This is a genomic window from Pseudomonas sp. StFLB209 (assembly GCF_000829415.1).
GTDB lineage: Bacteria > Pseudomonadota > Gammaproteobacteria > Pseudomonadales > Pseudomonadaceae > Aquipseudomonas.
Genome location: NZ_AP014637.1, coordinates 3,468,015 through 3,493,519 on the forward strand (window position 1 = coordinate 3,468,015; position 25,505 = coordinate 3,493,519).

Annotated in this window: 25 protein-coding genes; 11 read left to right on the forward strand and 14 right to left on the reverse strand. The window is 62.2% G+C overall.

Translation table 11 applies throughout. The annotated features are described in order from the left end of the window. Nucleotides 1–11 precede the first annotated feature (11 nt). From PSCI_RS15440 to PSCI_RS15455, 4 genes are all read right to left on the reverse strand, one after another. A complete protein-coding gene (locus PSCI_RS15440; RefSeq protein ID WP_045488472.1) occupies nt 12–2,486 on the reverse strand; it encodes a penicillin acylase family protein in 2,475 nt (824 codons plus the stop codon). 109 nt (nt 2,487–2,595) lie between these two features. Further along, complete coding sequence (locus tag PSCI_RS15445; RefSeq protein ID WP_045488474.1) at nt 2,596–3,237, reverse strand: glutathione binding-like protein; 642 nt, start codon at nt 3,235–3,237, stop codon at nt 2,596–2,598. Nucleotides 3,238–3,342: 105 nt separating this feature from the next. After that, nucleotides 3,343–3,543: an SEC-C metal-binding domain-containing protein gene (locus PSCI_RS28660; RefSeq protein WP_084710242.1), complete on the reverse strand. Its 201-nt coding sequence runs from the start codon at nt 3,541–3,543 to the stop codon at nt 3,343–3,345. Between the two features lie 32 nt (nt 3,544–3,575). After that, a complete protein-coding gene (locus PSCI_RS15455; protein ID WP_045488476.1) occupies nt 3,576–4,037 on the reverse strand; it encodes an LEA type 2 family protein in 462 nt (153 codons plus the stop codon). Between the two features lie 107 nt (nt 4,038–4,144). On the opposite strand from PSCI_RS15455, the gene PSCI_RS15460 reads away from it, so the two are divergent. Continuing rightward, nucleotides 4,145–4,684, forward strand: coding sequence for a hypothetical protein (locus PSCI_RS15460; RefSeq protein ID WP_045488479.1), 540 nt, complete (start codon nt 4,145–4,147; stop codon nt 4,682–4,684). A gap of 11 nt (nt 4,685–4,695) precedes the next feature. Here the strand turns inward: PSCI_RS15460 and PSCI_RS15465 are convergent, their stop codons facing one another. Both PSCI_RS15465 and PSCI_RS15470 read right to left on the reverse strand, forming a co-directional pair. Beyond that, entirely contained in the window at nt 4,696–5,169 is a 474-nt protein-coding gene (locus PSCI_RS15465; protein WP_045488481.1) for a YchJ family protein, read from the reverse strand. A 3-nt stretch (nt 5,170–5,172) separates the two neighbouring features. Next, nucleotides 5,173–5,670, reverse strand: coding sequence for a DUF6231 family protein (locus PSCI_RS15470; RefSeq protein ID WP_045488483.1), 498 nt, complete (start codon nt 5,668–5,670; stop codon nt 5,173–5,175). Between the two features lie 299 nt (nt 5,671–5,969). Here PSCI_RS15470 and PSCI_RS15475 point away from each other — a divergent pair, with 299 nt between their 5' ends. From PSCI_RS15475 to PSCI_RS15485, 3 genes are all read left to right on the forward strand, one after another. Then, complete coding sequence (locus PSCI_RS15475) at nt 5,970–6,680, forward strand: OmpA family protein (protein WP_045488485.1); 711 nt, start codon at nt 5,970–5,972, stop codon at nt 6,678–6,680. A gap of 171 nt (nt 6,681–6,851) precedes the next feature. Beyond that, the gene (locus tag PSCI_RS15480; protein WP_045488487.1) at nt 6,852–7,127 is read left to right on the forward strand and encodes a DUF1145 domain-containing protein; all 276 of its coding nucleotides are present in this window, start codon (nt 6,852–6,854) and stop codon (nt 7,125–7,127) included. Further along, complete coding sequence (locus PSCI_RS15485; RefSeq protein ID WP_045488489.1) at nt 7,120–7,878, forward strand: hypothetical protein; 759 nt, start codon at nt 7,120–7,122, stop codon at nt 7,876–7,878. The genes PSCI_RS15480 and PSCI_RS15485 overlap by 8 nt, the downstream gene beginning before the upstream one ends. Nucleotides 7,879–7,906: 28 nt before the next feature. On the opposite strand, the gene PSCI_RS15490 is transcribed toward PSCI_RS15485, so the two are convergent. Beyond that, nucleotides 7,907–8,377 (reverse strand): CopD family protein, encoded by a 471-nt coding sequence (locus PSCI_RS15490; RefSeq protein WP_045488491.1) that lies wholly within the window; start codon nt 8,375–8,377, stop codon nt 7,907–7,909. Nucleotides 8,378–8,519: 142 nt separating this feature from the next. On the opposite strand from PSCI_RS15490, the gene dinG reads away from it, so the two are divergent. The 7 genes from dinG to PSCI_RS15525 all read left to right on the forward strand — a co-directional run bounded on the left by dinG (nt 8,520) and on the right by PSCI_RS15525 (nt 17,651). Next, nucleotides 8,520–10,664, forward strand: a complete 2,145-nt coding sequence (dinG, locus tag PSCI_RS15495) for an ATP-dependent DNA helicase DinG (RefSeq protein WP_045488493.1) — start codon at nt 8,520–8,522, stop codon at nt 10,662–10,664. Between the two features lie 99 nt (nt 10,665–10,763). Then, the gene (locus PSCI_RS15500) at nt 10,764–11,912 is read left to right on the forward strand and encodes an EstA family serine hydrolase (RefSeq protein ID WP_045488495.1); all 1,149 of its coding nucleotides are present in this window, start codon (nt 10,764–10,766) and stop codon (nt 11,910–11,912) included. A 150-nt stretch (nt 11,913–12,062) separates the two neighbouring features. Next, nucleotides 12,063–13,097 carry an OmpA family protein gene (locus PSCI_RS15505; RefSeq protein ID WP_045488497.1) on the forward strand — a complete coding sequence of 345 codons (1,035 nt, stop codon included), beginning with the start codon at nt 12,063–12,065 and terminating at the stop codon, nt 13,095–13,097. A gap of 125 nt (nt 13,098–13,222) precedes the next feature. After that, the gene (pdxH, locus tag PSCI_RS15510) at nt 13,223–13,870 is read left to right on the forward strand and encodes a pyridoxamine 5'-phosphate oxidase (protein ID WP_045488500.1); all 648 of its coding nucleotides are present in this window, start codon (nt 13,223–13,225) and stop codon (nt 13,868–13,870) included. Between the two features lie 155 nt (nt 13,871–14,025). Then, complete coding sequence (locus PSCI_RS15515) at nt 14,026–14,490, forward strand: glycine zipper 2TM domain-containing protein (protein ID WP_045488502.1); 465 nt, start codon at nt 14,026–14,028, stop codon at nt 14,488–14,490. Between the two features lie 189 nt (nt 14,491–14,679). After that, nucleotides 14,680–16,524, forward strand: coding sequence for a LodA/GoxA family CTQ-dependent oxidase (locus PSCI_RS15520; protein ID WP_045488505.1), 1,845 nt, complete (start codon nt 14,680–14,682; stop codon nt 16,522–16,524). Further along, nucleotides 16,521–17,651 carry an NAD(P)/FAD-dependent oxidoreductase gene (locus tag PSCI_RS15525; RefSeq protein ID WP_144403260.1) on the forward strand — a complete coding sequence of 377 codons (1,131 nt, stop codon included), beginning with the start codon at nt 16,521–16,523 and terminating at the stop codon, nt 17,649–17,651. The genes PSCI_RS15520 and PSCI_RS15525 overlap by 4 nt, the downstream gene beginning before the upstream one ends. 51 nt (nt 17,652–17,702) lie before the next feature. On the opposite strand, the gene nhaA is transcribed toward PSCI_RS15525, so the two are convergent. From nhaA to livH, 7 genes are all read right to left on the reverse strand, one after another. Continuing rightward, nucleotides 17,703–18,869 carry a Na+/H+ antiporter NhaA gene (gene nhaA / locus PSCI_RS15530; RefSeq protein ID WP_045488509.1) on the reverse strand — a complete coding sequence of 389 codons (1,167 nt, stop codon included), beginning with the start codon at nt 18,867–18,869 and terminating at the stop codon, nt 17,703–17,705. A 216-nt stretch (nt 18,870–19,085) separates the two neighbouring features. Further along, complete coding sequence (locus tag PSCI_RS15535) at nt 19,086–20,699, reverse strand: NAD(P)/FAD-dependent oxidoreductase (RefSeq protein ID WP_045488510.1); 1,614 nt, start codon at nt 20,697–20,699, stop codon at nt 19,086–19,088. Nucleotides 20,700–20,791: 92 nt separating this feature from the next. Continuing rightward, on the reverse strand, nt 20,792–21,475 hold the full coding sequence (locus tag PSCI_RS15540) for a COG3650 family protein (RefSeq protein ID WP_045488512.1): 684 nt from the start codon (nt 21,473–21,475) through the stop codon (nt 20,792–20,794). A 202-nt stretch (nt 21,476–21,677) separates the two neighbouring features. Next, nucleotides 21,678–22,379, reverse strand: a complete 702-nt coding sequence (locus PSCI_RS15545) for an ABC transporter ATP-binding protein (RefSeq protein WP_045488514.1) — start codon at nt 22,377–22,379, stop codon at nt 21,678–21,680. Then, the gene (gene livG, locus PSCI_RS15550) at nt 22,380–23,147 is read right to left on the reverse strand and encodes a high-affinity branched-chain amino acid ABC transporter ATP-binding protein LivG (protein WP_045488516.1); all 768 of its coding nucleotides are present in this window, start codon (nt 23,145–23,147) and stop codon (nt 22,380–22,382) included. It abuts the gene before it with no gap. Next, nucleotides 23,144–24,412, reverse strand: a complete 1,269-nt coding sequence (locus PSCI_RS15555) for a high-affinity branched-chain amino acid ABC transporter permease LivM (protein ID WP_045488518.1) — start codon at nt 24,410–24,412, stop codon at nt 23,144–23,146. Before PSCI_RS15555 ends, livG begins: the two co-directional genes overlap by 4 nt. Continuing rightward, nucleotides 24,409–25,338: a high-affinity branched-chain amino acid ABC transporter permease LivH gene (gene livH, locus PSCI_RS15560; RefSeq protein ID WP_045488520.1), complete on the reverse strand. Its 930-nt coding sequence runs from the start codon at nt 25,336–25,338 to the stop codon at nt 24,409–24,411. Before livH ends, PSCI_RS15555 begins: the two co-directional genes overlap by 4 nt. Nucleotides 25,339–25,505 lie beyond the last annotated feature (167 nt).

Here is a 25,505-nt window from a genome sequence, read left to right on the forward strand (position 1 = left end):
CGGGCGGTCGGTTACTTGCCTGGAGTCAGGGTCAGGCGTTGCTTGCCATAGCCGCGCTCGTAGTTCTGCTGCTGCACCGGCAGGATGCTGTACTGCGCCTTGAGCCAGGCATCAATGCTGTTGGCATAGAACGGGCTGGCCGGGTTGCCGGACTGGCCGCTGCTGACCACCGCTTGCAATGGCTCGGCCTGGCTGAAATCAACGATCATGCGCAGGCTGGCGCTTGGCAGTACGTCGAAGCTCTGGCCCCAGGCGTAGGCCGCAGGGTTGAGGCTGCTGTGGTCGCCACCGGCAGGCACCGGGCTGCGCTGGAACAGGCCTTCGCCACCCAGGTGGCGGGCCAGCGGGTTACGCGACGGGGCCCAGTCATAGCGGTGCAGCTTGCCCCATTGCCAGGCTTTACGGTCGCTGCCCAATTGGCTTTCACCGGCGCTGATGGCTGCAGCCAGGCTGCGCGCCAGGATCGCTGGTTTGTCTTCTTTTTGCGGGGTTTTGAGGTCGTCCCAGAACGGGCTGTCGTCGCGGCCCAGCAGGTGGTCGGCCTGCGCCGACCACGACGAGCGGGCATTCGCCACCAAAGCTTGCCAGGCCGGGCTGTCGGCGCCGCCGAGTTCATCCTGAAAGGTCAGCCGGGCACTTTCTTGCAGGAACAATTGGTAGATGGCAGCGTCGGCAGAACCTACGGTCAGGTTGCCGTCGAAGGCCATCAACCGGCTGTAGGCTTCGCGGGCTTTGCCGCGCTCAGCGTCGGGCAGGGCCTCAATGGCCTGCTTGAGCGGCTTGGCCATGCCCGGTGCTTCGAACATGGCTTTGAGTTTGGCGGCGAACAGGGTGCGCTGGTCGTATTGCGCGGCGATGCTGCTGCGCAGGTCCTGCTTGCCGGCGTTGGTCAGTTCCGCGAGGCGTTCGGCGCGCTCCGGGTAGCCCCAGGTGTTGGATAACTGCATGCCGTAGCCTTTGGGGGCTACGCGGTTGTTGGCGGTGCCCAGCCAGCCCTGACGCGGATCCTGGTCGTAAGGGTGGAGCATGGCATCGGCAAAGCCGTCCCAGTCGTAACGGCTGTCCCAGCCCGGTGACGGCAACAGGCCCTGGCCATCACGGCGGTTCGGGTAACGCCCGGTGACCTGCCAGGCGACGTTGCTGGCGTCGGCAAATACCATGTTCAGGCCAATGGCGCGGATTTCCCGGCTGGCATCAAAACCGCGTTCGACGTTGTTGGCGCGCGACAGGTTAAACAGCGCATCAAGGCTCTTGTCGTCCTTGAAGTCCGGGATCTGCAACGCCACGCCCAATGCGCTGGCGGACTCCCCGGCCTGCAACAGCGTGCCGTGGCGGGTGCTGTAGACGGTTTCGCGCACCGGCTGGCTGCCCTTGACCATGAAGGTTTCCTGATGACTCACAGCCGGTTGCCATTTGCCGTCGGCCAGGTACATCAGGCGATTGTTCTCGCGCTTGAGTTTCTCCAGAAACAGGTCCTGATTGTCGCCCTTGAGGTTGCCCATGCTCCAGGCCAGCTTGCCGTTGAACCCACTGAGAAACAGCGGCAGGCCGGCGATGGTGACCCCGGAGGCCTGATACTTGGGCGCGTTGATCTGCACCAGGCTCCAGCCTGATGCGGCGCCCGATGGCACCTGCAGCTCGCTGACCAGCAGGCTTTTGCCGCTGCGGCTGCGTAGCGGGGCGATGGCCCAATTGCTGGAGGCGGCATTGCCCAGCAGGTTGAGGTCGGCCAATTGCAGGGCCACGCGGTTCAAGTCGTTCAGTTCCTTGCCCTGACCGGCCAGGCTCAAGCCCTTGAGCTTGTCGGCCTCGGCAAACGCGATCGCTTCGTCAGGTGCGCTTGGCAGCAGCCAGGCGAGTTTGTCAGCGCCAACCTTCTGGTTAAGCACCAGCGCTGAGAGTTCTTGTTGCAGGTTGACTGACAGGTTGAAGCTCAGCAGGCTGAAAATCAGCGCCGAGTCTTCCGGCTGCCAGTACTCCAGCCGATAACCGGCGCTGGCCAGGTCGCCCGGCAGCTTGTCGCGATAACGGAACAGGTAGGCGTTGACGCCACGGGCGTAGACCTCGAAGAATTTCTGCAGGCGCGGCGATGAACCCTTGTACAGCTCGCTGGCGCTGCGCTTGAGGTTGGCAGCGCGCATCAGCCGGTCCACCGGCAGCGCTTCGGCACCGACCACCTCGGCCAACCGTCCCTGGGCCAGCAGACGCATGCCGAGCATCTGCCCGACCCGTTCACCTGCATGCAGGTAGCCCAGGCTGAACAACGCATCGTGGAACGAGTGGCTTTCGATCAGCGCCATGCCTTGCGGATTGCGGCGGATCGATACGTTTTGCTCCAGGCCCTTGATGGCCACAGTGCCGGCAGACGGCAGCAGGGTCGAGGCATCCTCACCGCCCAACTGGCAGCCGGCAAGGCCGAGAAAACCGGCGGTCGCGGCGGCAAAACCAAATCGGGAAGACAAACGTGAACGGGCGGGCGAGGCCATGGCGAAACTCCGGCGGCGTGGCAACTGCAAAAAGTTGTTACGTTAGTGAGCGGGCAGGCGCTACGCAAGCCGGGAGGGGAGGAATATTTTCAGGGCGCTACATGCTGGTTTATTTGGGCGGGTTGATCCGCGCAGCCAGCGCATAGGCCCGCTGGGTCGCCGGGCGAGCTTCGATGGCATGGAACCAGCGCTTGAGGTTCGGGAAATCATCCAGGTTCTGCTGCTGGAAACTGTGCGGCACGATCCACGGGTAGATGGCCATGTCGGCAATGCTGTACTGGTCGCCGGCCACAAACTCACGGTCGGCCAGGCGCTTGTCCAGCACACCATACAGCCGCGCGGTTTCGTCCACATAGCGTTTGATGGCGTAGGGCACTTGCTGCGGTGCAAAGCGGTTGAAATGGTGATTCTGCCCGGCCATCGGCCCCAGGCCGCCCATCTGCCAATACAGCCATTGCAGGGTTTCCTGGCGACCGCGCAAATCGGCAGGCAGGAACCGGCCGGTCTTTTCTGCCAGGTACTGCAAAATGGCGCCTGACTCAAACAGGCTCAGCGGCTCGCCGCCGTCGGCCGGGGTGTGGTCGACAATGGCCGGAATGCGGTTGTTGGGGGCGATCTTCAGAAATGACGGCTCGAACTGCTCGTTGTTGCCGATATTGACCGGGATGATCCGGTGTTCAAGGCCGGTTTCTTCAAGAAACAGAGTGATCTTGTGGCCGTTGGGGGTGGTCCAGTAGTGCAGGTCGATCATTGACAGCTCCATGCGGTTTACCCGAAGACGTCGTTGTACTCCGGCACAGGACCGGCCTGCAAATGAAAACGGCCTGCAAGGCAGGCCGTCAGGTGTGCTTGGCGATCAGGCGCCGTGGCACTTCTTGAATTTCTTGTCGCTGCCGCACGGGCAAGGGTCGTTGCGGCCAACGTCTTTCAGCGCATTGCGCACCGGCTCCTGGTGGCCGTGGTTGCAGTGCGGGCCATGGACATGACCGTCGTGCTCGTGGTGATGATGGTCGTGGTCGTGGTTGCAGTCAGGACCATGGACGTGGGGCTGGTTCATCGGGGTGTGCTCCAAAATTGAATCGGCGGCCATTATATCTCGCCGTCGACCCCAATACGCACGCTGTCGCGAAACAACAGACCAGTCTTGAGTTTGCCCTCAAGGCGATAAGGGATCGGCTGCCCGCGCTGCTTGAGCTTCTGGGCAATTGGTTTGGCGTGGCGCCACAGGTTGGTACGCACCGGCACCACGAAGATTTCATGGCTGTGCCCGGCGACCAGAAACCAGTCGGTGACCTGATCTTCGGCAAGGATCAGCTCACCCAGCATGATTTTGTAGCGCAAACCGCGCACCAGAAGGCGTGAGTCATTGGGGTTGTCGACCTCGAAATGCAGTTTAAAGTCTTGCTGCAATAGCTGCACTTTGACGGTCTCAACCTTGAGCAGGCGCAGTTGTGGTGGCTGCCAGGCACGTGAACCCCATCCGCTTGAGCAGCCGCTCAAGGTGCCGAGCAGCAGGGCCAGCAGCCAGAGTCGTGGGAATGTCAGTGTCATGCCGATGACCGTCAGGGGCGAGAGTATTGGCAGAGTGTAGGCTATCAGGTTGTTCGTGCGGACAAGCCTGCGCCATACTTTGGATACAGGCTTGAAGAGAGGCAGTGATGAGTCTTTACGAAATCGTCTTCAGCGGTCGGCTGGTAGCAGGTGCCCAGCCAGACAAGGTCAAGGCCAATCTGGCGCGGTTGTTCCAGGCCGACGAGCAACGCATGGCGCTGTTGTTCTCCGGACGCCGGCTGGTTCTGAAGAACAACCTCGACGCTCAGGCCGCCGAAAAGTACCGGGCGACTTTGGAGCGTGCCGGTGCGTTGGCCGAGGTGGTGGATATGCATCCGCGCATCGAGGAAGTGGAACTGGCGCCGCCGCCGGATGCGCCGACCTGGCTGAAAAAGCCCAAGCCGGGTGACGGGCGGTTGCAGGTCACGCCCCGCGACCTGTACATGGCGGCATTCGTCGATGTCGATGCCCCCGACCTGCCGCTGGCCGAGGTCGGCAGCGACCTGCAAGATGCCAAACCTGCACCACAGGCGCCGCGACTGGATCTGTCCGGTATCACTCTGGCGCCGGCTGGCAGTGACATGGGCCAGCACAAGCAGCCCCAGGCCAGACCTGCGCCGGACACTTCACACCTCAAGCTGCTCTGAGCAAGCCTTTGCTACAGCAGGTAGCCGGCACAGCATTTCTTGAATTTCTGCCCGCTGCCGCACGGGCAGTTATCGTTACGGCCCGGCTTGAGCGGCACGGTGGGGTCGATGAAGTACCAGCGCCCCTGATTCTGTACAAAGGCCGAGCGTTCGCGGTGGCTGTGTTCGCCGTGTTCATCGTGCCAGCGTGCGGTGAAGGTCACGAATGCGTGTTCCGGCTTGCCGCCCAACACCTCGGTGTCTTCCACCTCCAGGCCCAGCCAGGTGCTATGCGCGCTCCACTGGGCGATGGCGTTGCGGTCCAGCGCATGTTGTTGGGCCGGCAGCGTGGTGTCGAGCAGGTAATCCACCTGGCTCAAGACATAGGCGCTGTAGCGCGAACGCATCAGCTTTTCCGCGCAGGGTGCCGGCTGGCCGGCATGAAAGCGACCGCAGCAGGCCAGCAACAGATCCCCGCTGCCGCAGGGGCAACTTGCACTACTCATGCATCACCACCAGTACTTGCCAAAATTTTCCGGGTTGGCCCAGAACTTGGCATTCAGCCAGTCGGGCACCTGTTTGTATTCACGCAAATCGTAAGTAAACAGCGTCAGCACCTGTTCATCGCGGCTGAAGCGTTCGCTGGCTTGCAGGGCCAGGGCGAAGAAGTCGGTTTCCTGCCAGCCGCAGGCCTGCAGGTCAGCCAGCACCGCGATGCGGCTGGCGTTGAGGTTGCGGATGCCGCCAAGCAATTGCAGGCCGTCGCGCCGCGGGATGTGTTCAAGGCAATCGACCACCAGCGCCAGGTCGAAGCGTTGGGCGGCCAGTTCGGTCGGCAGTTGCCCGGGCGCGGCGACGGCCAGTTCGGTGTCTGGGTGCGCCTCACGAAAAGCCTGCAGGGCCGGGAACGTTTCGCTGCCGATCAGCAGCAGGCGTTGCGGGGCGTAGCGGTCGAGCAGGGCGGCCAGCGCCTGTTGCGGTGTGCGGGTGGAGAAAGCAGCGGTCATTATCGTTCCTCTTGACTGTGCAAGCGTAGCGTTATCGGCAACGGGCAAGGCCTGAAAGTTTACTGGATCGGCCGGTAAGGGAAATGGCTTTTCGCCGTATGCCTGCACATCGTCTAGTCTGGACCTTTGCGACGATACCCAGTGTGGCAGGGGACCAAACGCCGGTTCGGCGGGCAATTTAATTGTGCCGCGGCGGTGAACCTTCTCGATTTCGCAAAGGACAAACGGTAGCGCACTGGCAAAGTGCCGTCGCAAAAAACCTCCGCGGCAAACCGGCCGCCCCTCGGGAGTGCAGAACAATGAATATGCTTAGGACAGCGGTACCTTTGATCCTGGTGAGCAGTGTGCTGACCGGTTGTGCGGGCTTGCAGAAAGAAGACTGGCCAAAATGTGCCGCTGGCGGCTTCCTCGGTGGCGCGGCGGTGGGGGCGTTCCAGACCGCAGCGGTGGCGGCCAGCCTCGGCGGCGCAGTGGGCGTGATGGCCGGTGCTTATTGCTGGGTGCATGGCGACGGCGACGATGATGGTGACGGCGTACCGAACAGCCGCGACAAGTGCCCGGATACTCCGCGCGGCACGCCGGTCGATGCCACCGGTTGCCCGATCGTGGCCGCGCCTGCACCTGAGCCGATTCCCGCTGCGCCAGCGCCACTGCCGCGTGAAGAGGTAATCAACATCAACAAGGAAGTGCTGTTCGAATTCGACTCGGCGCGCCTGACCGCTTCCGACCGCACCAATCTGGACGTGGTTGCCAGCCGTCTGCGTCAGGAAGCCGCTACCGTGCAACTGCGCGTCACTGGCCACACTGACAGCGTCGGCAGCGATGCCTATAACCAGAAGCTCTCTGAGCGTCGTGCGCATTCGGTAACCGATTACCTGATCAGTTCGGGCGTGCCACGCGCCTCGTTCGTGTCGGTGTCCGGTGAAGGCGAGTCGCGTCCTGTCGCGGACAACAAGACCGCTGAAGGCCGCGCGCTCAACCGCCGCGTTGAAGTGAAAATCAACCGCTGATCCACCGCTCCCTGTACCGGCCCGGCTATGTTGCCGGGCCGGTTATCTGCTCTGCCCCCTGCATTTCCCTGTCGTCACTGGCATTGTGTGCTGGCTTGGCGTTACTGTGCGCGCTGCGCACATGATGCGAAAGCCAAGCGTTTGCATACACGACATGATCAGGGGCCTGAAATGAAGCTGTTCTGGGGGTTGGGAAAAGTGTTGATGCTGGGGTTCTGGGCAGTGGTGCTGATCAACCTGCTGGTTGGTGCTCCCGGTCCCTTTGACGTGGTAATCGACATGGCAGGTTGCCTCATCCTGCTGACCCATCTGTTGGAGCTGGTGCTGTTCAATGCCAGCCTGCGTGGCCGCGCCCAGCCCTGGCGCGATCGCGGCAAGATTCTTGTATTCGGTATCTTTCATCTCCAGGCCATCGGCCGTCCACGCGTCGAGGCTCGTCATGCGTAAATTCCTGTTGCTCGCCACCCTGTGCAGCCCCTTGGCCATGGCTCAGGACATTCAGGTGCAGTCCCATTCGCTGTTGCGCCTGCCGGCCAGTGGCACCGTCTTGCAGGTTCAGCGCCTGGAAGTGGCCGATTACGGCACCTTGCTGGTTCCCGGCGGGGTCACAGACCTGAAGGTCGAACAACTGCTGCTCGGCCACGAAGCCCGGATCGCGATCGTCCCTGGCAGCCAGCCACTGAACGTGCTGATCGGCACGGCGCAACTGGGCACCGGCAGCCAGATCACGGCACGCGGTGCGCCGGGCACTTATCAGAAAGCGCCGACACCGGGACGCAACCTGACCTTGCGTATCCAGGCATTGCAAGCTGATGAGCTCTCGGTGGATGCCCGTGGCGGTACCGGCGCGCCAGGCTACGTGGGCCTGGACGGTGCCAACGGCCAGCCACCGGGTTGCACCTGGGGCAGTGCCGGGCGGGGTTATGACGGTGATACCGGTGGTAATGGCCATGATGGCGCCGCGGGCGGCCAGGTGCGTCTGGAGCTGCCACTGGGCTTTGCCGCCGAGCGCGTCAAGGTTAACGTCGACGGCGGTGCCGGTGGTGCGGCCGGTGAAGGCGGTAAACCAGGCAAGGGCGGTGAGTCCAAGGGCTGCATCGTCTACCGCGCCGATGGCGGCAAGGCCGGCACCGCCGGAGCTGCGGGGCAGGCAGGGGCCGCAGGACCTGCCGGGGTGGTGAACGTACAGCGTTTCTGACCGGCGCCGCCTGAGCGGCTGCGCCGACCTATGACCACAGCGCCGGCCGCGCTGCGGCAAGCGCCACCACCGCCAGGCCGATCAACAGATTGATACCCACCAGCCGGCGGATGCGCCCCAGCACCCCGGCGCCTTCGGCCCACTGTTCGGCTTGCACCGCCTGACGCAGCTCGGGCAACTGTAACGAATGAATGCGTAGAAACACCGCGACCATCACCACATACAGGCCCATCATCGCCTGCACATAACGCGGCGCCAGCTCCAGGCTCGGGTAGTTCAGGCGGGCAAACACCACCCCGGTAACCGGCAAGATCACGATGGCGAGCCACACCCAGGTAAAAAATCGCGGAAACACTTGGACCCATAATCTCAGGCGCAGGGGACCCTCAAGTGCTGCAATGATTGCCGGGCGCAGAATCATCCAGGCGAAGAACATGCCGCCGACCCAGACCAGGGCCGCCAGAACATGCAGGGTGTAGGCAAGAGTCGATACGCTCATGAAGGCTCCTGATGGCGATTTGTCCGACCGCTGACGATGCATTTGCTGCGATGCGTTCAGCGCAGATGGCATTAGCGCGCTATGATAGCGCCCACTTTGAAACACTGAAAATTTATCCAGCCTTTTGCCGTATCCCGAGCCAATGATCAGCACCGAACTCAAAGCCCAGATCCAGGGCGCCTATTCGCGCTTCCTCGAAGCCAAGAGCCTCAAGCCTCGTTACGGCCAGCGCCTGATGATCGCGGAGGTCGCCAAGGTGTTGGGCGATGTCGCGACCGACGATGAAGGGCGGCGTAGCGGGGACCCGGCGGTGGTTGCAGTGGAGGCCGGAACCGGCACCGGCAAGACCGTCGCGTATGCCATTGCCTCGATTCCGGCGGCCAAGGCGGCCGGCAAGCGGCTGGTGATCGCCACCGCTACCGTGGCGTTGCAGGAGCAAATCGTTTTCAAGGATTTGCCCGACCTGATGCGCAACAGCGGCCTTAGCTTCAGCTTTGCTCTGGCCAAGGGGCGTGGTCGCTACATGTGCCTGTCCAAGCTCGACCTGCTGTTGCAGGAGGGTAACCAGAACAGCGCCACTGCCCAGTTGTTCGAGGAAGAGGGCTTCAAGATCGAGGTCGATGAAGTCAGCCAGAAGCTGTTCAACAGCATGCTGCAGAAACTGGCTGGCAACAAATGGGACGGCGACCGCGACAGCTGGCCCCAGGAACTCGACGACCTGACCTGGTCACGGTTGACCACCGACCATAGCCAGTGCACCAGCCGCCATTGTCCGAACTTTCAGCAGTGCGCCTTCTACAAGGCCCGCGAAGGCATGGGCAAGGTCGATGTAATCGTCACCAACCACGATATGGTCCTTGCCGACCTGGCGCTGGGCGGTGGTGCGGTCTTGCCCGACCCGCGCGACACCGTCTATGTGTTCGACGAAGGTCACCACCTGCCCGACAAAGCCATCGGCCACTTCGCCCATTACACGCGGCTGCGCTCCACCGCCGACTGGCTGGAACAGACCGCCAAGAACCTCACCAAGTTACTGGCCCAGAATCCGCTGCCGGGCGACCTGGGGCGTTATATCGAGCAGGTGCCGGAGCTGGCCCGCGAAGTGAAAAACCAGCAGCAGTTCATGTTCGCGGCCTGCGAGCAACTGGCGGACTTTCGTGCCGGTGAAGACACCGAAGGCCGCGAACGGCCGCGCCACCGCTTCGTCGGTGGGGTGATTCCCGAGCATATCCGCGACATCGGCATCGAGCTGAAAAAGGGCTTCTCGCGGCTCAACGACCTGTTTACCCGCCTGGCTGACCTGCTCAAGGAGGGCATGGACGGCGAGGTGAATATCGGCATCGCCAGCCATCAGGCCGAAGAATGGTATCCCCTGTTCGGTGCCCTGCTGGCCCGTGCCCAGGGCAACTGGGAGCTGTGGACCGCCTTCACGGCCGAAGACCCGGACGAAAGCCCGCCCATGGCGCGCTGGCTGAGCCTGGCCGAGAGTGGCGCGATGTTCGATATTGAGGTCAATGCCAGCCCGATCCTGGCCGCTGAGATGTTGCGCCGCAACCTCTGGAATGTCGCCCATGCCGCGCTGGTCACCTCCGCAACCCTGACCGCGCTGGGCAAGTTCGACCGTTACCGGATGCGCTCCGGCCTGCCCAGAGATGCCGTGACAGCGGTAGTGCCCAGCCCGTTTCACCATGCCGACGCCGGTGTATTGCGGGTCCCGGACCTCAAGGCCGACCCGCGCAATGCCGCCGAGCATACCGCGGCGATCATCCGCGACCTGCCGGAGCTGGTCGAAGGCTCCAAGGGCAGCCTGGTGCTGTTCTCGTCGCGGCGGCAGATGCAGGACGTGTTCGACGGCCTGGACCGCGACTGGCGCAAGCAGGTGTTCATTCAAGGCAACCTGTCCAAGCAGGAAACCCTCAACAAGCACAAGGCGCGGGTCGACGGCGGCGAGTCCAGCGTGCTGTTCGGCCTGGCGAGTTTTGCCGAAGGGGTCGACTTGCCGGGGGCGTACTGTGAGCACGTGGTGATCGCCAAGATTCCTTTTTCGGTACCGGACGACCCGGTTGAGGCGGCACTGGCCGAGTGGATCGAAGCCCGTGGTGGCAACCCGTTCATGGAGATTTCCGTGCCCGACGCCTCGCTGAAACTGATTCAGGCCTGTGGCCGCTTGCTGCGCACCGAGTCTGATCGGGGCACCATTACCTTGCTCGACCGGCGCCTGGTGACCCAGCGTTACGGAAAAGCCATCCTCAATGCCTTGCCACCCTTTCATCGCGAGATTTCATGAAGCGCGGTTCACATTGGCTCTGATCGCTGAAACAATGCGAACCGACATTTGACAGGCGCGGCTGAGCCCGCCGCGAAACCGCCAGCCAGGAGCCAAGCGTTGCAGATCCAGGGTCATTTCCAGCTTGAATTCGAAGCCGTACGTGAGGCGTTTGCCGCACTGTTCGACGATCCTCAGGAGCGTGGCGCTGCGCTATGCATCCAGATCGGTGGCGAAACCGTCGTCGATCTGTGGGCCGGCACGGCTGACCAGAGCGGCAGCGAGGCCTGGCACAGCGATACCATCGCCAACCTGTTTTCCTGCACCAAGCCATGGGCGGCAGTCGCTGCATTGCAACTGGTAGACGAAGGCAAGCTGCGCCTCGACGAGCCGGTCGCGCGTTTGTGGCCCGAGTTCGCCGCTGCCGGCAAAGACACCATTACCCTGCGTCAGTTGCTCTGTCATCAGGCCGGTCTGCCGGCGCTGCGTGACCTGCTGCCGGCCGAAGCGCTGTATCAGTGGGACACCATGACCGGCGCTCTGGCGGCCGAAACTCCGTGGTGGACGCCGGGGCAGGGCCATGGCTATGCGGCAATCACCTACGGCTGGCTGGTGGGCGAGATGCTGCGCCGCGCCGATGGCCGCGAGCCGGGTGATGCCATCGTCGGCCGGGTCGCCAAACCGCTGGGGCTGGATTTTTATATCGGCCTGGCCGATGAAGAGTTTCACCGTGTTGCGCACATCGCGCGTGGCAAAGGCAACGCCGGTGACGAAGCCGCGCAGCGCCTGCTGCAAGCCACGATGCGCGAACCGCAGTCGATTACCTGCAAGGCCTTCACCAATCCGCCCTCTATCCTGACCAGTACCAACAAACCTGAGTGGCGGCGCTTCCAGCAACCGGCGGCGAATGGTCATGGCAATGCCCGCAGCCTGGCCGGCTTCTACAGCGGTTTGCTGGATGGCAGCCTGCTCGAATCGGAGCTGCTCGGTCAGATGACCCGTGAGCACAGCCTCGGCCAGGACAAGACCCTGCTGACCTCTACCCGGTTTGGGCTGGGCTGCATGCTCGATCAACCGACGGTCGCCAATGCCACTTATGGCCTGGGCCCCAGGGCGTTCGGTCATCCGGGGGCGGGCGGTTCGGTGGGCTTTGCCGACCCCGATTACGACGTGGCCTTTGGCTTTGTCACCAGTACCTTGGGCCCGTACGTGCTAATGGACCCCCGTGCCCAGAAACTGGCGGGTATACTGCGTGAGTCTTTGCAGTAAGTATTGCTCATAAGTGCTTGTTTAATACCGATTGTCAGTTTCTCTGGTAAAAGCCAACCGTAGAACGGTTTCTTTTTCCACTCTGTCTTGATGCGTGTTATACGACGTTGCTCGCGTCCTTTTGTCTGCCACTTTCGTTGTAGGTCGTCCATGTCCTCGAAAAGAACTCTTGCCATCGCTTTGTGCATCGCCGCCCTGACCGGTTGCGCCCAGACCCCGAAAACCGATGCTGCGGCTGACGCCTCCAGCCCATGGTACTGGCCGTTTGGCTCCGAAGCTGCTGCCGATGGCAAAGCTGACGCGGCGGCCGACAAGGTTGCCAGCAAGCCCGAGGACAAACCCGCTGCCAAGCCTGCACCGTCCATGGTGGCCAAGTCCGAGACCGACAGCCGCTGGTGGTGGCCGTTCGGTTCCAGTGACAGCAAGCAAGCCACGCAAGAAGCCAAGGTTCTGCCGATGCCCGACCCGAAGCTGACCCAAGCGTGGCTGGACGAATATGAACCACGGGTGCGCAGCGCAATCAAGGACAGCAATTTCCAGTTCGAGCGCCGTGACGACCTGCTGGTCATCACCGCCCCGGTCGACTCCTCGTTCAACCCGGATCGGCCGGCCATGCTGCTGCCGGTGACCCTGGGTCCGATTACCCGTCTGGCCAAGGCCGTCGAGGGCGATGCCAAGACTGCCGTGCTGATTCTCGGTCACGCCGACACCAGCGGTGCCAAAGAAACCAACCAGAAGATCAGCCAGGAGCGTGCCCAGTCGGTCGCGGCAATCTTCCGCCTCAGCGGCTTGGAACGTAACCGCCTGAGCCAGCGCGGCATGGGCGCGGTGATGCCGCGTGCCGCCAACGACAGCACCCAGGGCCGTGCCCTGAACCGCCGCGTCGAAATCCTGCTGACCCGCCAAGACACCATGCGCGCGCTGATGAGCCGCTATGACGTACCGGCGGTCGCGCCAACGCTGGTCGCGGTACAGGACGTCAAACCGGCGGCTGCCGCTCCAGCGCCGGCCAAAAAAGCTGCCCCAGCCAAGAAAGACACCGCTAAAAAGGCCGCACCGGCCAAGAAAGAAACCGCCAAAAAGGCAGCGCCAGCCAAGAAAGAAGCGGCCAAGAAAGACACTGCGAAAAAGGCCGAGCCTGCCAAGGCTGTCGCCAAGAAGACCGACGCCCAGGCCAGCAACTGACCTGAGCGGCGACCTGCTGGCGGCCAACATTGACCGCCAGCAGGTCGCCAGCGCTTCAAGCTGTCCTGTGCCGTGCTGTTATGCTTAACTGCCCGGCTCAGCAAAGCCTTGAAGGAGCACCGCCGATGACCTCATCCCTGGCCGATATGCGCCGTGACTACGCCCGCGACGGTCTGACCGAAGCCCAGGCGCCGGATGAACCCTTTGCCCTGTTTGATCAATGGTTCGCTGAAGCGGTGAAGACCGAACACGCGCCGGTGGAAGCCAATGCCATGACCCTGGCAACGGTGGACGCCGACGGTCGCCCGCATTGTCGGGTGCTGCTGCTCAAGGCTCTGGACAGTCAGGGCTTCACCTTTTTCACCAACTACGACAGCGCCAAGGGCCAACAGATGGCCGGGCAGCCGTTTGCCGCCATGACCTTTTTCTGGCCGACCCTGGAACGTCAGGTACGCATCGAAGGGCGAGTGGCGAAGGTCACCGCGCAAGAGTCCGATGATTATTACCAGGTCCGTCCGCTGGGCAGCCGGCTGGGGGCTTGGGCGTCGCCGCAAAGCAGGGTCATTGCCGACCGCGCCGAGCTTGAGCAACTGCTGCACGCCACTGAACAGCGCTTCGCTGACAGCCAGCCGCAATGCCCTGCACATTGGGGCGGCTACCGTTTGGTGCCCGACCGGATCGAGTTCTGGCAGGGGCGTCCGAGTCGCCTGCATGACCGTTTGAACTATCGTTTAACAAATGATGGCTGGATTCGTGAGCGGCTGGCTCCGTAGGATCGCAACTGAATTATCTCCCGCCGCAGCCGTCTGAATATCACTCGGCGCCTGTCTGTATGGCGCCTGAATGAACTCGATATGCAGCCTGCCTGGTCGTGACGGCATCGCTGGCCGGGAGTCTAATGGTTACTCGATCTTCAGGAGATACCCTCATGCGCAAATCTGTATTGCTGGCTGCTTCGTTCGCTGCGATGGCGTTGACACTGGGCGGCTGTACCTCGAACCTCACTGGCGATTCCTACTCGCGTGACGAAGCGCGGGCGGTGCAGACTGTACGCTTGGGGGTTGTCCAGTCCTTGCGTCCGGTGAAGATCGAAGGCACCAAAACCCCGATTGGCGCCGGTGCAGGTGCGGTGGTCGGTGGGGTGGGCGGCAGCGCTATCGGCGGTGGACGCGGCAGTGTGGTTGCGGCGGTGATCGGTGCGGTCGCCGGCGGCCTGCTCGGCTCGATGACCGAAGAGGGCCTGACCCGCACCCAGGGCGTCGAAATCACCGTACGCGAAGACGACGGCAGCATGCGCGCCTATGTTCAGCAGGTGCAGGAAAACGAGATATTCCGGGTGGGCGACCGGGTCCGGGTGATGACCGTCAACGGCACCAGCCGGGTGACCCACTGATCGCAGCTTGATCCGCTTCACAAAAAAACAACCCGATCCACTGTGATCGGGTTTTTTTTGCCCGCCAGATTGTTTTCCCGCCAGCCCGCACGTTCGAATGTAAGGTTGATGGCATTATGCTTTTACTGTGCTTTACTCGCTGTGCCAAACCTACATCGGATGGTGACTTTTCTTTCAAGGGAAAACGAAATGGGCGACAGAAGTGGCGACAAGGATATCGTTTACGCAAAGATTCACCCGTCCATTGGCATTGCACGGGTCGGTAATTCAAAGGACGAGTTTTATATCGGACCGCAGGTCGTCGAACCCAAGCCGCAGCCAGCCGGGTTTTATCGCGATAGCACCGGCGCGCTGAAGCGCGAGGTCGCGCAATTTCGGATATACGGCTATGACGCACAGGGCAAAGTGGTCCGCGAGCTGTATATGGACAAGGAGGTACAGGTCGAGTGGACGGTGGAACTCGCCAACCACAAGGCTGCCTGGTACAACTTCGAACTGGCGCTGGACATTCCTGAGGCTGCAAGCTTGGCGCCAACCAGGCGCAACGCGGACGTGAAAGCCCCGCAACGCAGTGCGCTGTCGATCTTGCCGGGTGCACGGACGATCAAGTCGCCGAATGCGCAGGGTGATGAGTACCGCTTTAGCGGCGGCAAGTTTTTTGACATCGAGGTCCCGCTGGGCGAATTGCGCACCGACGCCCATGGTCGGTTGCAAGTTTTCGGCGGTCATGGCAAATCCGGCTCCTGCGACGGCAAGGCACCGGTAACCTTCGCCAACAATGATGGCTGGTACGACGATACCAGCGACGGCCCGGTGACCGCCCGCGTGCGACTGGACGGACGCGAGCTGGAGGTCGCTCCGGCCTGGGTGGTCGTTGCGCCACCCAACTACGGACCTCAGCAGAAGTCAGTGCGCACCCTCTATGCGCTGATGACTGATCTGGCGGTCCAGGCAGGGCAACTGCCAGCTCCGCTGCATCCCTCTTTCCGCGATGACATCCTGCCGATCTTCAAGGCCATGTGTGACCTGCAATGGATGAACAGCGGCTTTGCGGCCGGCTTCGGCCATGGCATGGCGCAACATTTCCTGGCGCCGGACTATTTGCACAAGCTGTCGCAGCCGGGCGAGACCTATGCCGAACTGCGCCGCACGGTGGCAAACAGTTTCCGTAACCCGGAAGATGGCGATATTTCGATGAAGCCATGGCCGTGGGTTTACGGTGATGCGATGAATGTGCCGATGCCGCTGTCGCCGCGTGCGATGAATGCACTGAGCACGACGCAGTTGGCTTTGCTGGATCGCTGGGCAGAGGGCAAATTCATTGCCGATTACGATCCCAAGCACGTTCCGGAGTATGAATTCGACAAGATCCCGTTGCAGCAGCAACCGGCCACGCTCGACCGTGCCGCGCTGGAATTCTGTCTGGCCGATGCATTTCACCCCGGTTGTGAAGTGACCTGGCCAGTGCGCCACGCGACCATGTACATGGAACCCTACCGCTGGCGTCACCGCAGTGCCGACAATCCCGAGCCTGACTACGGAGCCAACCTGACGCCGACCAGCGTGGCTTCCTACAATGGCCCACTGTATGCGCAGTTCCCGGGCTCGATCACGCGCTGGATGGCGGTGCCATGGCAGACCGATACCGCCAGTTGCCGCTCCGGCTACGACAAGCAATATGATCCGCACTTGCCGACCTTCTGGCCGGCGCGGGTGCCCAATCAGGTCCTCAGTGCCGATAACTACCGCAAGGTTGTGGATGCCAGCCTGAGTAAGGAAGAGCGGCTGCGGGCCTTCAATGAGCGTTCTGACTGGAACCGTACTCTGGGGATCACGGATCCACTGCAGACGATGGTGGATCACTTTGATCGCCAAGGCATCGTCGAGGTTCGTTATAAGGACCTCAACGATCCGGACTTCCCGGATGTGATGCAGGTCGAGGATCGCGGTGGCGATGATTTGAGTTCCGAAGCGCAGGAGCTGGTTGATCACGACATCCGTGAAATGCTCATCGCCGGGACGCCGAGGGTGTGATTCAGCCAGCACGGTGCGCACCTCAACAGCACTGGGACGTTATCGTGTGCGGCGCCGGGCCTGCGGGCTCGGCGCTGGCGCGTCGACTGGCCGGGCGGCATCGGGTGCTTGTGGTGGATCGTGAATTGCCGTCTGGCTTTACGCGCACGGCGCAGACATGGCGCATCGGTGAATCACTTCCAGGTTCGGCTGCCGTGCTGTTACGGCGGCAAAACCTGCTGGAGCGGTTCCTGGCTGACGGCCATGCCGAGCGCTGTGCCAGTGTCTCTGTCTGGGATAGCGTCGAGCCGGTCTGGTTCGACGCCTTGCGCGACCCGGCAGGTCCAGGCTGGCATCTGGACCGCATGCGTTTTGATGCCATGCTGCGCGACGCTGCGCACCAAGCAGGGGCCGCGAACGCTACGGTGCGCGGGCGGCTTGAGGTGCAGCACGATGGCACGCATTGGCAACTGGCTGATGAGCATTCGGGGGCGCAGCATCGCGCCAGGGTGGTCGTCGATGCCACCGGGCGCAATGCAGCGCTGTGCCGCAGCCTGGGTTTGCGCAGGCAGGCGGCGGATGATCTGGTGTGTGTACATGTTCTGTTGGCGGCGCAGGTGGACGATGTCGACCGCAGTACCCGCACTTGTGCAGACCAGGATGGCTGGTGGTACAGCGTGCGTGTGCCGTCAGGTGAACGGGTGCTGGCCTGTCATCTGGATGCCGATGATCCGGCACTGCGTGAGTTGCGTAACGCCAGGGTGTTGCTCGAACGCGCCCGGCGTCTGCCGCTGTTGGCGGCGGTGCTGCCGCCAGATGTCGGGGCTGCGCAGACTCATGTCTGCCCGGCAGGCAGTGTGGCGCTGGACTTGAGCGGGTGCGCGCAGCGGCCAGGCTTCTACGCGGTCGGTGACGCTGTGCTGGCTTTCGATCCGCTGTCGTCGCAAGGTTTATTCCACACGCTGGCGTCGGCTGACAGTGCGGCCAGCGCCATTGAAGGCTATCTGCAAGGCAACGACCTTGCTGCGCACGCCTATTGGTCCGAAATGCAGCAGGTCCAGGACCGTTACTTTACTCATCTGGCGGCCACCTATGCGGGCCCGGTACGTCACCGTGAGCGTCCGTTCTGGGCGCGGCGGCTGGCCTGAACTTGATGAGTGGCGCTGCAGCCTTGTGTAGCGGCCACTCAACTCGGGCTGTCAGCGCTTGGCGCTGGCCATGGCCATTACCGCATAGCCAATCAGCGCGGCCAGCAACGAGCCCGTCAGAATGCCCATTCGGTCTACACCGGCAAACGGGCTGACACCCGGCACAAAGGCCAGTGAGCCAACAAACAGGCTCATGGTGAAGCCAATCCCGCACAGGATCGACACGCCCAGTACCTGACCCCAGTTAGCCTCGCTCGGTAACTTCGCCAGCCCACAAGCCACCACCAGCCAGGTCAGGCCGAATACCCCAAGGGTCTTGCCCAGCAACAGCCCGGCGCTGATGCCCATCGATACCGGGTGGGTGAAGCTTTCCAGGCTTAACCCGGCCAATGGCACGCCGGCATTGGCGAAGGCAAACAGCGGCAGGATGGCGAACGCCACCCAGGGGTGCAGCCCGTGCTCCAGGCTCAACAGCGGCGAGTCTTCACCGGCCTGGGTGCGCAGCGGAATACACATTGCCAGGGCGACCCCGGCCAGGGTCGCGTGTACACCGCTTTTGAGCACGCACACCCACAGCACCAGGCCAACCAACAGGTAAGGCGCCAGACGCACGACGCCCAGGCGATTGAGGATGATCAGCGTCAGCAATGACAGCGCCGCCAGGCCCAGTGCCAGGTGCGACAGTTCACCTGAATAGAACAGCGCGATGACGATGATCGCGCCCAGATCGTCGATGATCGCCAGGGTCATGAGAAACAGTTTGAGCGACAACGGCACGCGCTTGCCGAGCAGCGCCAGCACGCCAAGCGCGAAGGCAATATCAGTGGCCATGGGGATTGCCCAGCCGCCCAATGCCGTGCTGTTGTTCATATTGAGCAGCACGTAGATGGCGGCTGGCACGACCATGCCGCCGATGGCGGCCGCGCCGGGCAGGATGATCTGTGCAGGGTTGGAAAGATGGCCCTCGAGGATCTCGCGTTTGACCTCCAGGCCAATGACCAGAAAGAACAGCGCCATCAGCCCGTCGTTGATCCATAGCAATGCCGGCTTGGCGATTTGCAGGCTGCCGATCTGGGCGACTACCGGGGCCTCGAGAAAGGCATTGTACAGCCAGGACCGTGGCGAATTGTTGATGATCAGCGCAGCCGCAGCGGCGGCGATCAGCAGCAGGCCACCGGCGGCTTCGAGTTGAAAGAAACGGATGATCGTAGTGCGCATGGGCCGGATCGCTCTCCAGAGGGAAGAAAAGACACCGGGTTCGTAACAGCAGGCATTGCGCCAGCATTTTGCACAGCTACGGGGGTGTCCGGAGTTGCGAAAAGTTTAACGGCCCCCCCACAGATTCTGTGGTGGAAGCGTCTCTTAATACTGTAGGACGTTTCTGTAAATTATCGTTGGTCGCGGCTGAGCGGAGAACCGCCCAGCCGCCTGTCATCAATCAGCGAGACCCAGCAGATCTCGCGCTACCGCTTCGGCAATGCGGATACCGTCCACACCTGCCGACAGAATGCCGCCAGCGTAGCCTGCGCCTTCACCCGCCGGGTACAGCCCCTTGACGTTGAGGCTCTGCATGTCTTTGCCACGGGTGATGCGCACCGGCGCCGAGGTGCGGGTTTCAAGCCCGGTGAGCACGGCGTCATGCAGGGCGTAGCCCTTGATCTGCCGGTCGAACACCGGCAGTGCTTCGCGGATCGCATCGATGGCGAAGGCCGGCAGGGCCTGGGCCAGGTCCACCAGTTTCACGCCGGGCTTGTAGGACGGCTCGACGCTGCCCAGTGCGGTGGACGCCTTGCCGGCAATGAAATCACCGACCAGTTGCGCCGGGGCTTCATAGTTGCTGCCGCCCAGCTCATAGGCCAGCGACTCCAGGCGCTCCTGGAACTCGATACCCGCCAGTGGTCCGCCGGGGTAGTCACGCTCGGGGTCGATGCCCACCACCAGGCCGGAGTTGGCATTGCGCTCATTGCGCGAATACTGGCTCATGCCGTTGGTCACGACGCGGTTCGGTTCGGAAGTGGCTGCCACCACCGTGCCGCCCGGGCACATGCAGAAGCTGTATACCGAACGGTTGTTGCTGGCGTGATACACCAGCTTGTAGTCGGCCGCACCCAGTTTCGGGTGGCCGGCATACTTGCCCAGCCGCGCCTGGTCGATCAGGGTCTGCGGGTGTTCGATCCGAAAACCTACCGAAAACGGCTTGGCTTCCATGTACACGCCCCGCCCGTGCAGCATGCGGAAGGTGTCACGGGCGCTGTGACCCAGCGCCAGCACCACATGTTGCGAGTCGATGCGCTCGCCGTTGGCCAGTTCGACGCCTTGTAGCTGGCCGTCTTCGATCAGCAGGTCAGTGACCTTGTGCTCGAAACGCACCTCGCCGCCCAGCGCGATGATTTCGGCGCGCATGTTCTCGACCATGCCGGTCAGGCGGAAGGTGCCGATGTGCGGTTTGCTGACATACAGAATTTCGTCCGGCGCACCGGCCTTGACGAACTCATGCAGCACTTTGCGACCATGAAACAACGGGTCCTTGATCTGGCTGTAGAGCTTGCCATCGGAGAACGTGCCGGCGCCGCCTTCGCCAAATTGCACGTTGGACTCGGTGTTGAGGATGCTTTTGCGCCACAGACCCCAAGTGTCTTTGGTGCGCTGGCGGACTTCCTTGCCGCGCTCCAGCACGATCGGTTTGAAGCCCATCTGGGCCAGCAGCAGACCGGCGAAGATACCGCACGGGCCGAAACCGATGACCACCGGACGGCGATCGAAGCCTTGTGGGGCGTGGCCGACGAACTTATAGCTGACATCTGGCGCCGGACCGATCTGCCGGTCGTTGGCCAGTTTGTCCAGCAGCGCTGCTTCGTCGCGGACCGTGAAGTCCAGGGTGTAGATGAAGAACAGCTCGGTGGATTTCTTGCGCGCATCGTAGCTGCGCTTGAACACGGTGAAATCCAGCAGGTCGCTGTCGGTGATGCCCAGACGCTGGACCAGGGCGGCACGCAGCTCTTCATCGGGGTGATCGAGGGGCAGCTTGAGTTCGTTGATTCGTAACATTGAGGCACATCCGGTTTCGGGCCGCAGGTTCAGCCCGGCAGCACTACAAGAACCGGGCATTATATGCGGCATCGATGCCTAGATGTTATGCGTCAGTCATTTCTTGAGCCACCGTAATAGCCACAGCCGCGTACTGCCTGGCCGTTGATGCGCAACTCTGCGCTCAGATGGCGCAGCGCGCCGCTCTTGCTGTCGACACAGCGTTGCGGGGCAACCCACAGCTCGACGCGCTGGCCGTTGGCTTCGCTGCTCAGGTTGAAGCGGCCATCGGGCAGTTGTTCTTCCAGGTAGGGCAGGGCGACCGGTGGTTGGCCCTGGACATCGATGATCATGCCCTTGCCGCTGACATTCACGTTCCATACCGGGTTCTCGCCATCGGCATGCAGGGTCAGGCGCTTGAAGTTCGGGTCTTCGCAGGCCTGGCCTGTGCGTTCAACCCGGTACCACTGATGCAGGTCCAACTGGCCGTCGCCGCCTTCGGCCTTGCTGGCATTGAAGCGGCCGCGCAGATCAGCGAACACTTTGCCTTGGGCATCGGCCAGGCCGGCGGCTTCCTGCAGGATGGCGGTATTGCCCCGGTCCAGCACCACATAGCGGCGCGGCTCGCCGCAGGGCTGGAACAGCAACTTGCCGTTATCGCCAGTGAGGGTGCCCTGCATACGGGTCATGCCGGCGGTTGAAACCTTGACCGGGGCGCTGGATTGCAGATTGAGCAGTTGGCAGCCCGCGAACAGCGGCAGCATAGAGAAGAGAAGGGCAGAGCGGAAAGCGGACATGCGACGGCCTCACAGACAGATGCCGACACGTTACGCACAGCGGGGATGGATCTCAAGTGAAGAGCGTCGCCTGCGGAGCAGCCTCCCACCGAGTCGCAGGTGTATCTACTATTTGAGCGCGCCTCCCACAAGGCCTGCGTCGAGCCGGAATCTGGCGAACGACAGGTACCTGTGGGAGGCGGCTCTGCTGGCGAATGGAACGTCAGCCGCCCAGATAAGCCTCACGCACTTTCGGGTCGACCAGCAGGTCTTCACCGCTGCCCTGCATCACCACCCGGCCATTTTCCAGCACATAGGCGCGGTCAGCGATTTTCAGGGCCTGGTTGGCGTTCTGCTCGACCAGAAACACCGTCACGCCATCACGGCGCAGTTGCTCGATGATGTCGAAGATCTGCTGGATGATGATCGGTGCCAGGCCGAGCGAAGGCTCGTCGAGCAGCAGCAGCTTGGGTTTGCTCATCAGCGCGCGGCCAATGGCAAGCATCTGCTGTTCGCCGCCGGACATGGTGCCGCCGCGTTGGCTGAAGCGCTCCTTGAGGCGCGGGAACAGGTGCAGGACCTTGTCCATCTGTTCCTGATAGTCGCCCTTGTCGGTAAAGAAACCGCCCATGGCGAGGTTTTCTTCGACGGTCAGGCGGGCGAACACCCGGCGGCCTTCCGGCACTACCGCAATGCTCTTGCGCATGATCACCGAGGACTCCTGGCCCACCAGTTCTTCACCCAGGTAGCGGATGCTGCCGCTATGGGCGCGCGGCGAGCCGCACAGGGTCATCAACAGAGTGGATTTGCCGGCGCCGTTGGCACCGATCAGGGTGACGATCTCGCCCTTGCGCACCTCGACATTGACGCTGTGCAGCGCCTGGATCTTGCCGTAGAAGGTAGAAACGTTTTCGAACTGCAGCATTTACGCTTCCCCCAGGTAGGCTTTGATCACGTCGGGATTGTCACGGATTTGCTGTGGCGTGCCGTCAGCCAGCGGCGTGCCCTGATTGATCACGAAGATGTGGTCAGAGATGGTCATGACCAGTTTCATGTCATGTTCGATCAGCAGCACGGTCGCGTTGTGCTCGTTACGCAAGACACCGATCAGCGCCTTGAGGTCGTCGGTCTCCCGCGGGTTGAGGCCCGCAGCCGGCTCGTCGAGCATCAGGATGCGCGGACGGGTCATCATGCAGCGGGCGATTTCCAGGCGGCGCTGCTGACCGTAGGCCAGGGTGCCGGCCGGGCGGTTGGCGAACTCCTTGAGGTTGACCGCTTCGAGCCAGTGCTCGGCGTAGTCCATCGCTTCGCTTTCGCTGCGGCGAAACGCCGGGGTCTTGAACAGGCCGGCCAGGAAGTTGGTATTCAGGTGGCGGTGCTGGGCGACCAGCAGGTTTTCCACGGCGGTCATGTCTTTGAACAACCGCACGTTCTGGAAGGTCCGCACCACGCCTTTGCGGGCAATCTGATGACCGGCCAGGCCATGGATTGCCTCGCCGTCGAGCAGGATGCTGCCGGAAGTCGGTTTGTAGAAACCGGTCAGGCAGTTGAATACCGTGGTCTTGCCGGCGCCGTTGGGGCCGATGATCGACACCACCTGTTTTTCATTGACGGTCAGGGCCACACCATTGACGGCCAGCAGGCCGCCGAAGCGCATGGACAGACCCGAAGCTTGCAGAAGTGGGCGGCTCATTTGCTCGGCTCCGATTTCAATTTCATTTCGGGGCGCTGCATCGGCAGGAAGCCTTGAGGACGCCAGACCATCATCAGCACCATCATGGCGCCGAACATCAACATCCGGTATTCGCTGAACTCGCGCATCAATTCCGGCAGCAGGATCATGACGATTGCTGCCAGGATCACGCCAAGCTGCGAGCCCATGCCACCGAGTACCACAATGGCAAGAATGATCGCCGACTCGATGAAGGTGAACGATTCCGGTGTCACCAGACCCTGGCGGGCGGCAAAGAAGCTACCGGCGAAACCTGCGAACGCAGCGCCCAGGGTGAAGGCGGAAAGCTTGATCACGGTCGGGTTCAGGCCCAGTGCACGGCAGGCGATCTCGTCTTCACGCAACGCTTCCCAAGCGCGGCCGATCGGCATGCGCAGCAGGCGATTGATGACGAACAGAGCGAACAGCGCGAGCATCAGGGCAACCAGATAGAGGAAGATCACCTTGTTGATCGAGTTGTAGGGCAGGCCGAAGAACTCGTGGAAGGTCTGCATCCCCTCAGCCGCCTTGCGTTCGAACGACAGGCCGAAGAAGGTCGGTTTCTCGATGTTGCTGATACCGTTCGGGCCGCCGGTGAAACCGGTCAGGTTACGCAGCAGCAGACGAATGATTTCACCGAAACCCAGGGTCACGATTGCCAGATAGTCACCGCGTAGACGCAGCACCGGAAAGCCCAGCAGGAAGCCGAACAGCGCCGCCATCATGCCGGCAATCGGCAGGCAGACCCAGAAGCTCAGGCCGAAATAGAACGACAGCAGCGCGTAGCTGTAGGCGCCCACGGCGTAAAAGCCCACGTAGCCGAGGTCGAGCAGGCCGGCCAGACCGACCACGATGTTCAGCCCAAGGCCCAGCATCACGTAGATCAGGATCAGGGTGGCGATATCCACCGCGCCGCGTGAGCCGAAGAACGGCCAGACCAGAGCGACCATGACCATCGCCAGGATGATCCAGCGCTGGGTGCTCGGCAGGGTCAGGAAGTTGCTGGCCTTGGCCGGCATCACCGGCAGGCCTGGCGAGGAGCGCCAGGCGGCAGAGATCTGCTCGCTGAACAGTACGCGCAGGAACATTGCCAGTGCTGCACAAAGGATCACCGCGATGGTCGTGCTGCTGGCATTGAGCACCGCCAGATTGACGCCGACGATTTCCAGCTTCAGACCCAGCACCGGGTAGGCCACGGCCAGCACCAGCAAGGCGCTGAAAAACGCCGATTTGAGTTGTTTGCTCATACTTTTTCAACCTCCGGACGGCCCAGCAGACCGGTCGGCCGGAACAGCAGCACCAGAACCAGCAGGCTGAACGCCACAACGTCTTTGTACTGGTCGCCAAAGATATCGGCGCCGAAGGCTTCGGCTACACCCAGTACCAGACCGCCGAGCATTGCGCCCGGAATACTGCCAATACCACCCAATACTGCGGCAGTGAAGGCTTTGATCCCGACCAGAAAGCCCGCGTTGGGGTTGATCACCCCGTATTGCATGCTCAGCAGCACTGCTGCAACGGCGGCCAGGGCGGCACCGATGACGAAGGTCAGAGCGATGATGTTGTTGGTGTTGATACCCAGCAGGTTGGCCATCTTGATGTCTTCGGCGCAGGCACGGCAGGCGCGGCCCAGGCGAGAGCGGGAGATGAACCAGGTCAGGCCCAGCATGGTCAGCACGGTGACGATGAAGATCAGCACCTGCATGTAGGAAATGACCACTTCATGGGTACTGGCCGAGCCGAACACGAAGTTGCCCGGAATCAGGTTGGGAATCGACTTGTCCTTGGAGTCTTGCGCCAGCAGTACCGTGTTCTGCAGGAACAGCGACATGCCGATCGCGGAAATCAGCGGGATCAGACGGTTACTGCCACGCAGCGGTCGATAGGCGACCCGTTCGATGCTGTAACCATAGGCACTGGTCACCACGATACTGGCCACGAAGGCCGCCGTAATGATCAAGGGCAGACTGCCCAGGCCCATCATGGTCAGCCCGGCGATGGCGATGAAGGCCACGTAGGAGCCGATCATGTACACCTCGCCGTGGGCGAAGTTGATCATGCCGATGATGCCGTAGACCATGGTGTAGCCAATGGCGATCAAGGCGTAGGTGCTGCCAATGGTCAGGCCATTAACCAGCTGTTGAAAGAAATGATAGATGTCTATCTCGGGCATTACAGCGCTCCTGAAGGCCTACACTGAGGTTCACTGGCCAATCGTGTCCCCGTTGCGCGTCAAGGTATTGCTCCCGCGTTGACGCAAATCCAGTGAGCCAGTGTGGCTTCGAGTTGTTCAGGTGGCGATGGAGTCTTGTGGAGCCCACGCACCTCGTAAAACAAAGC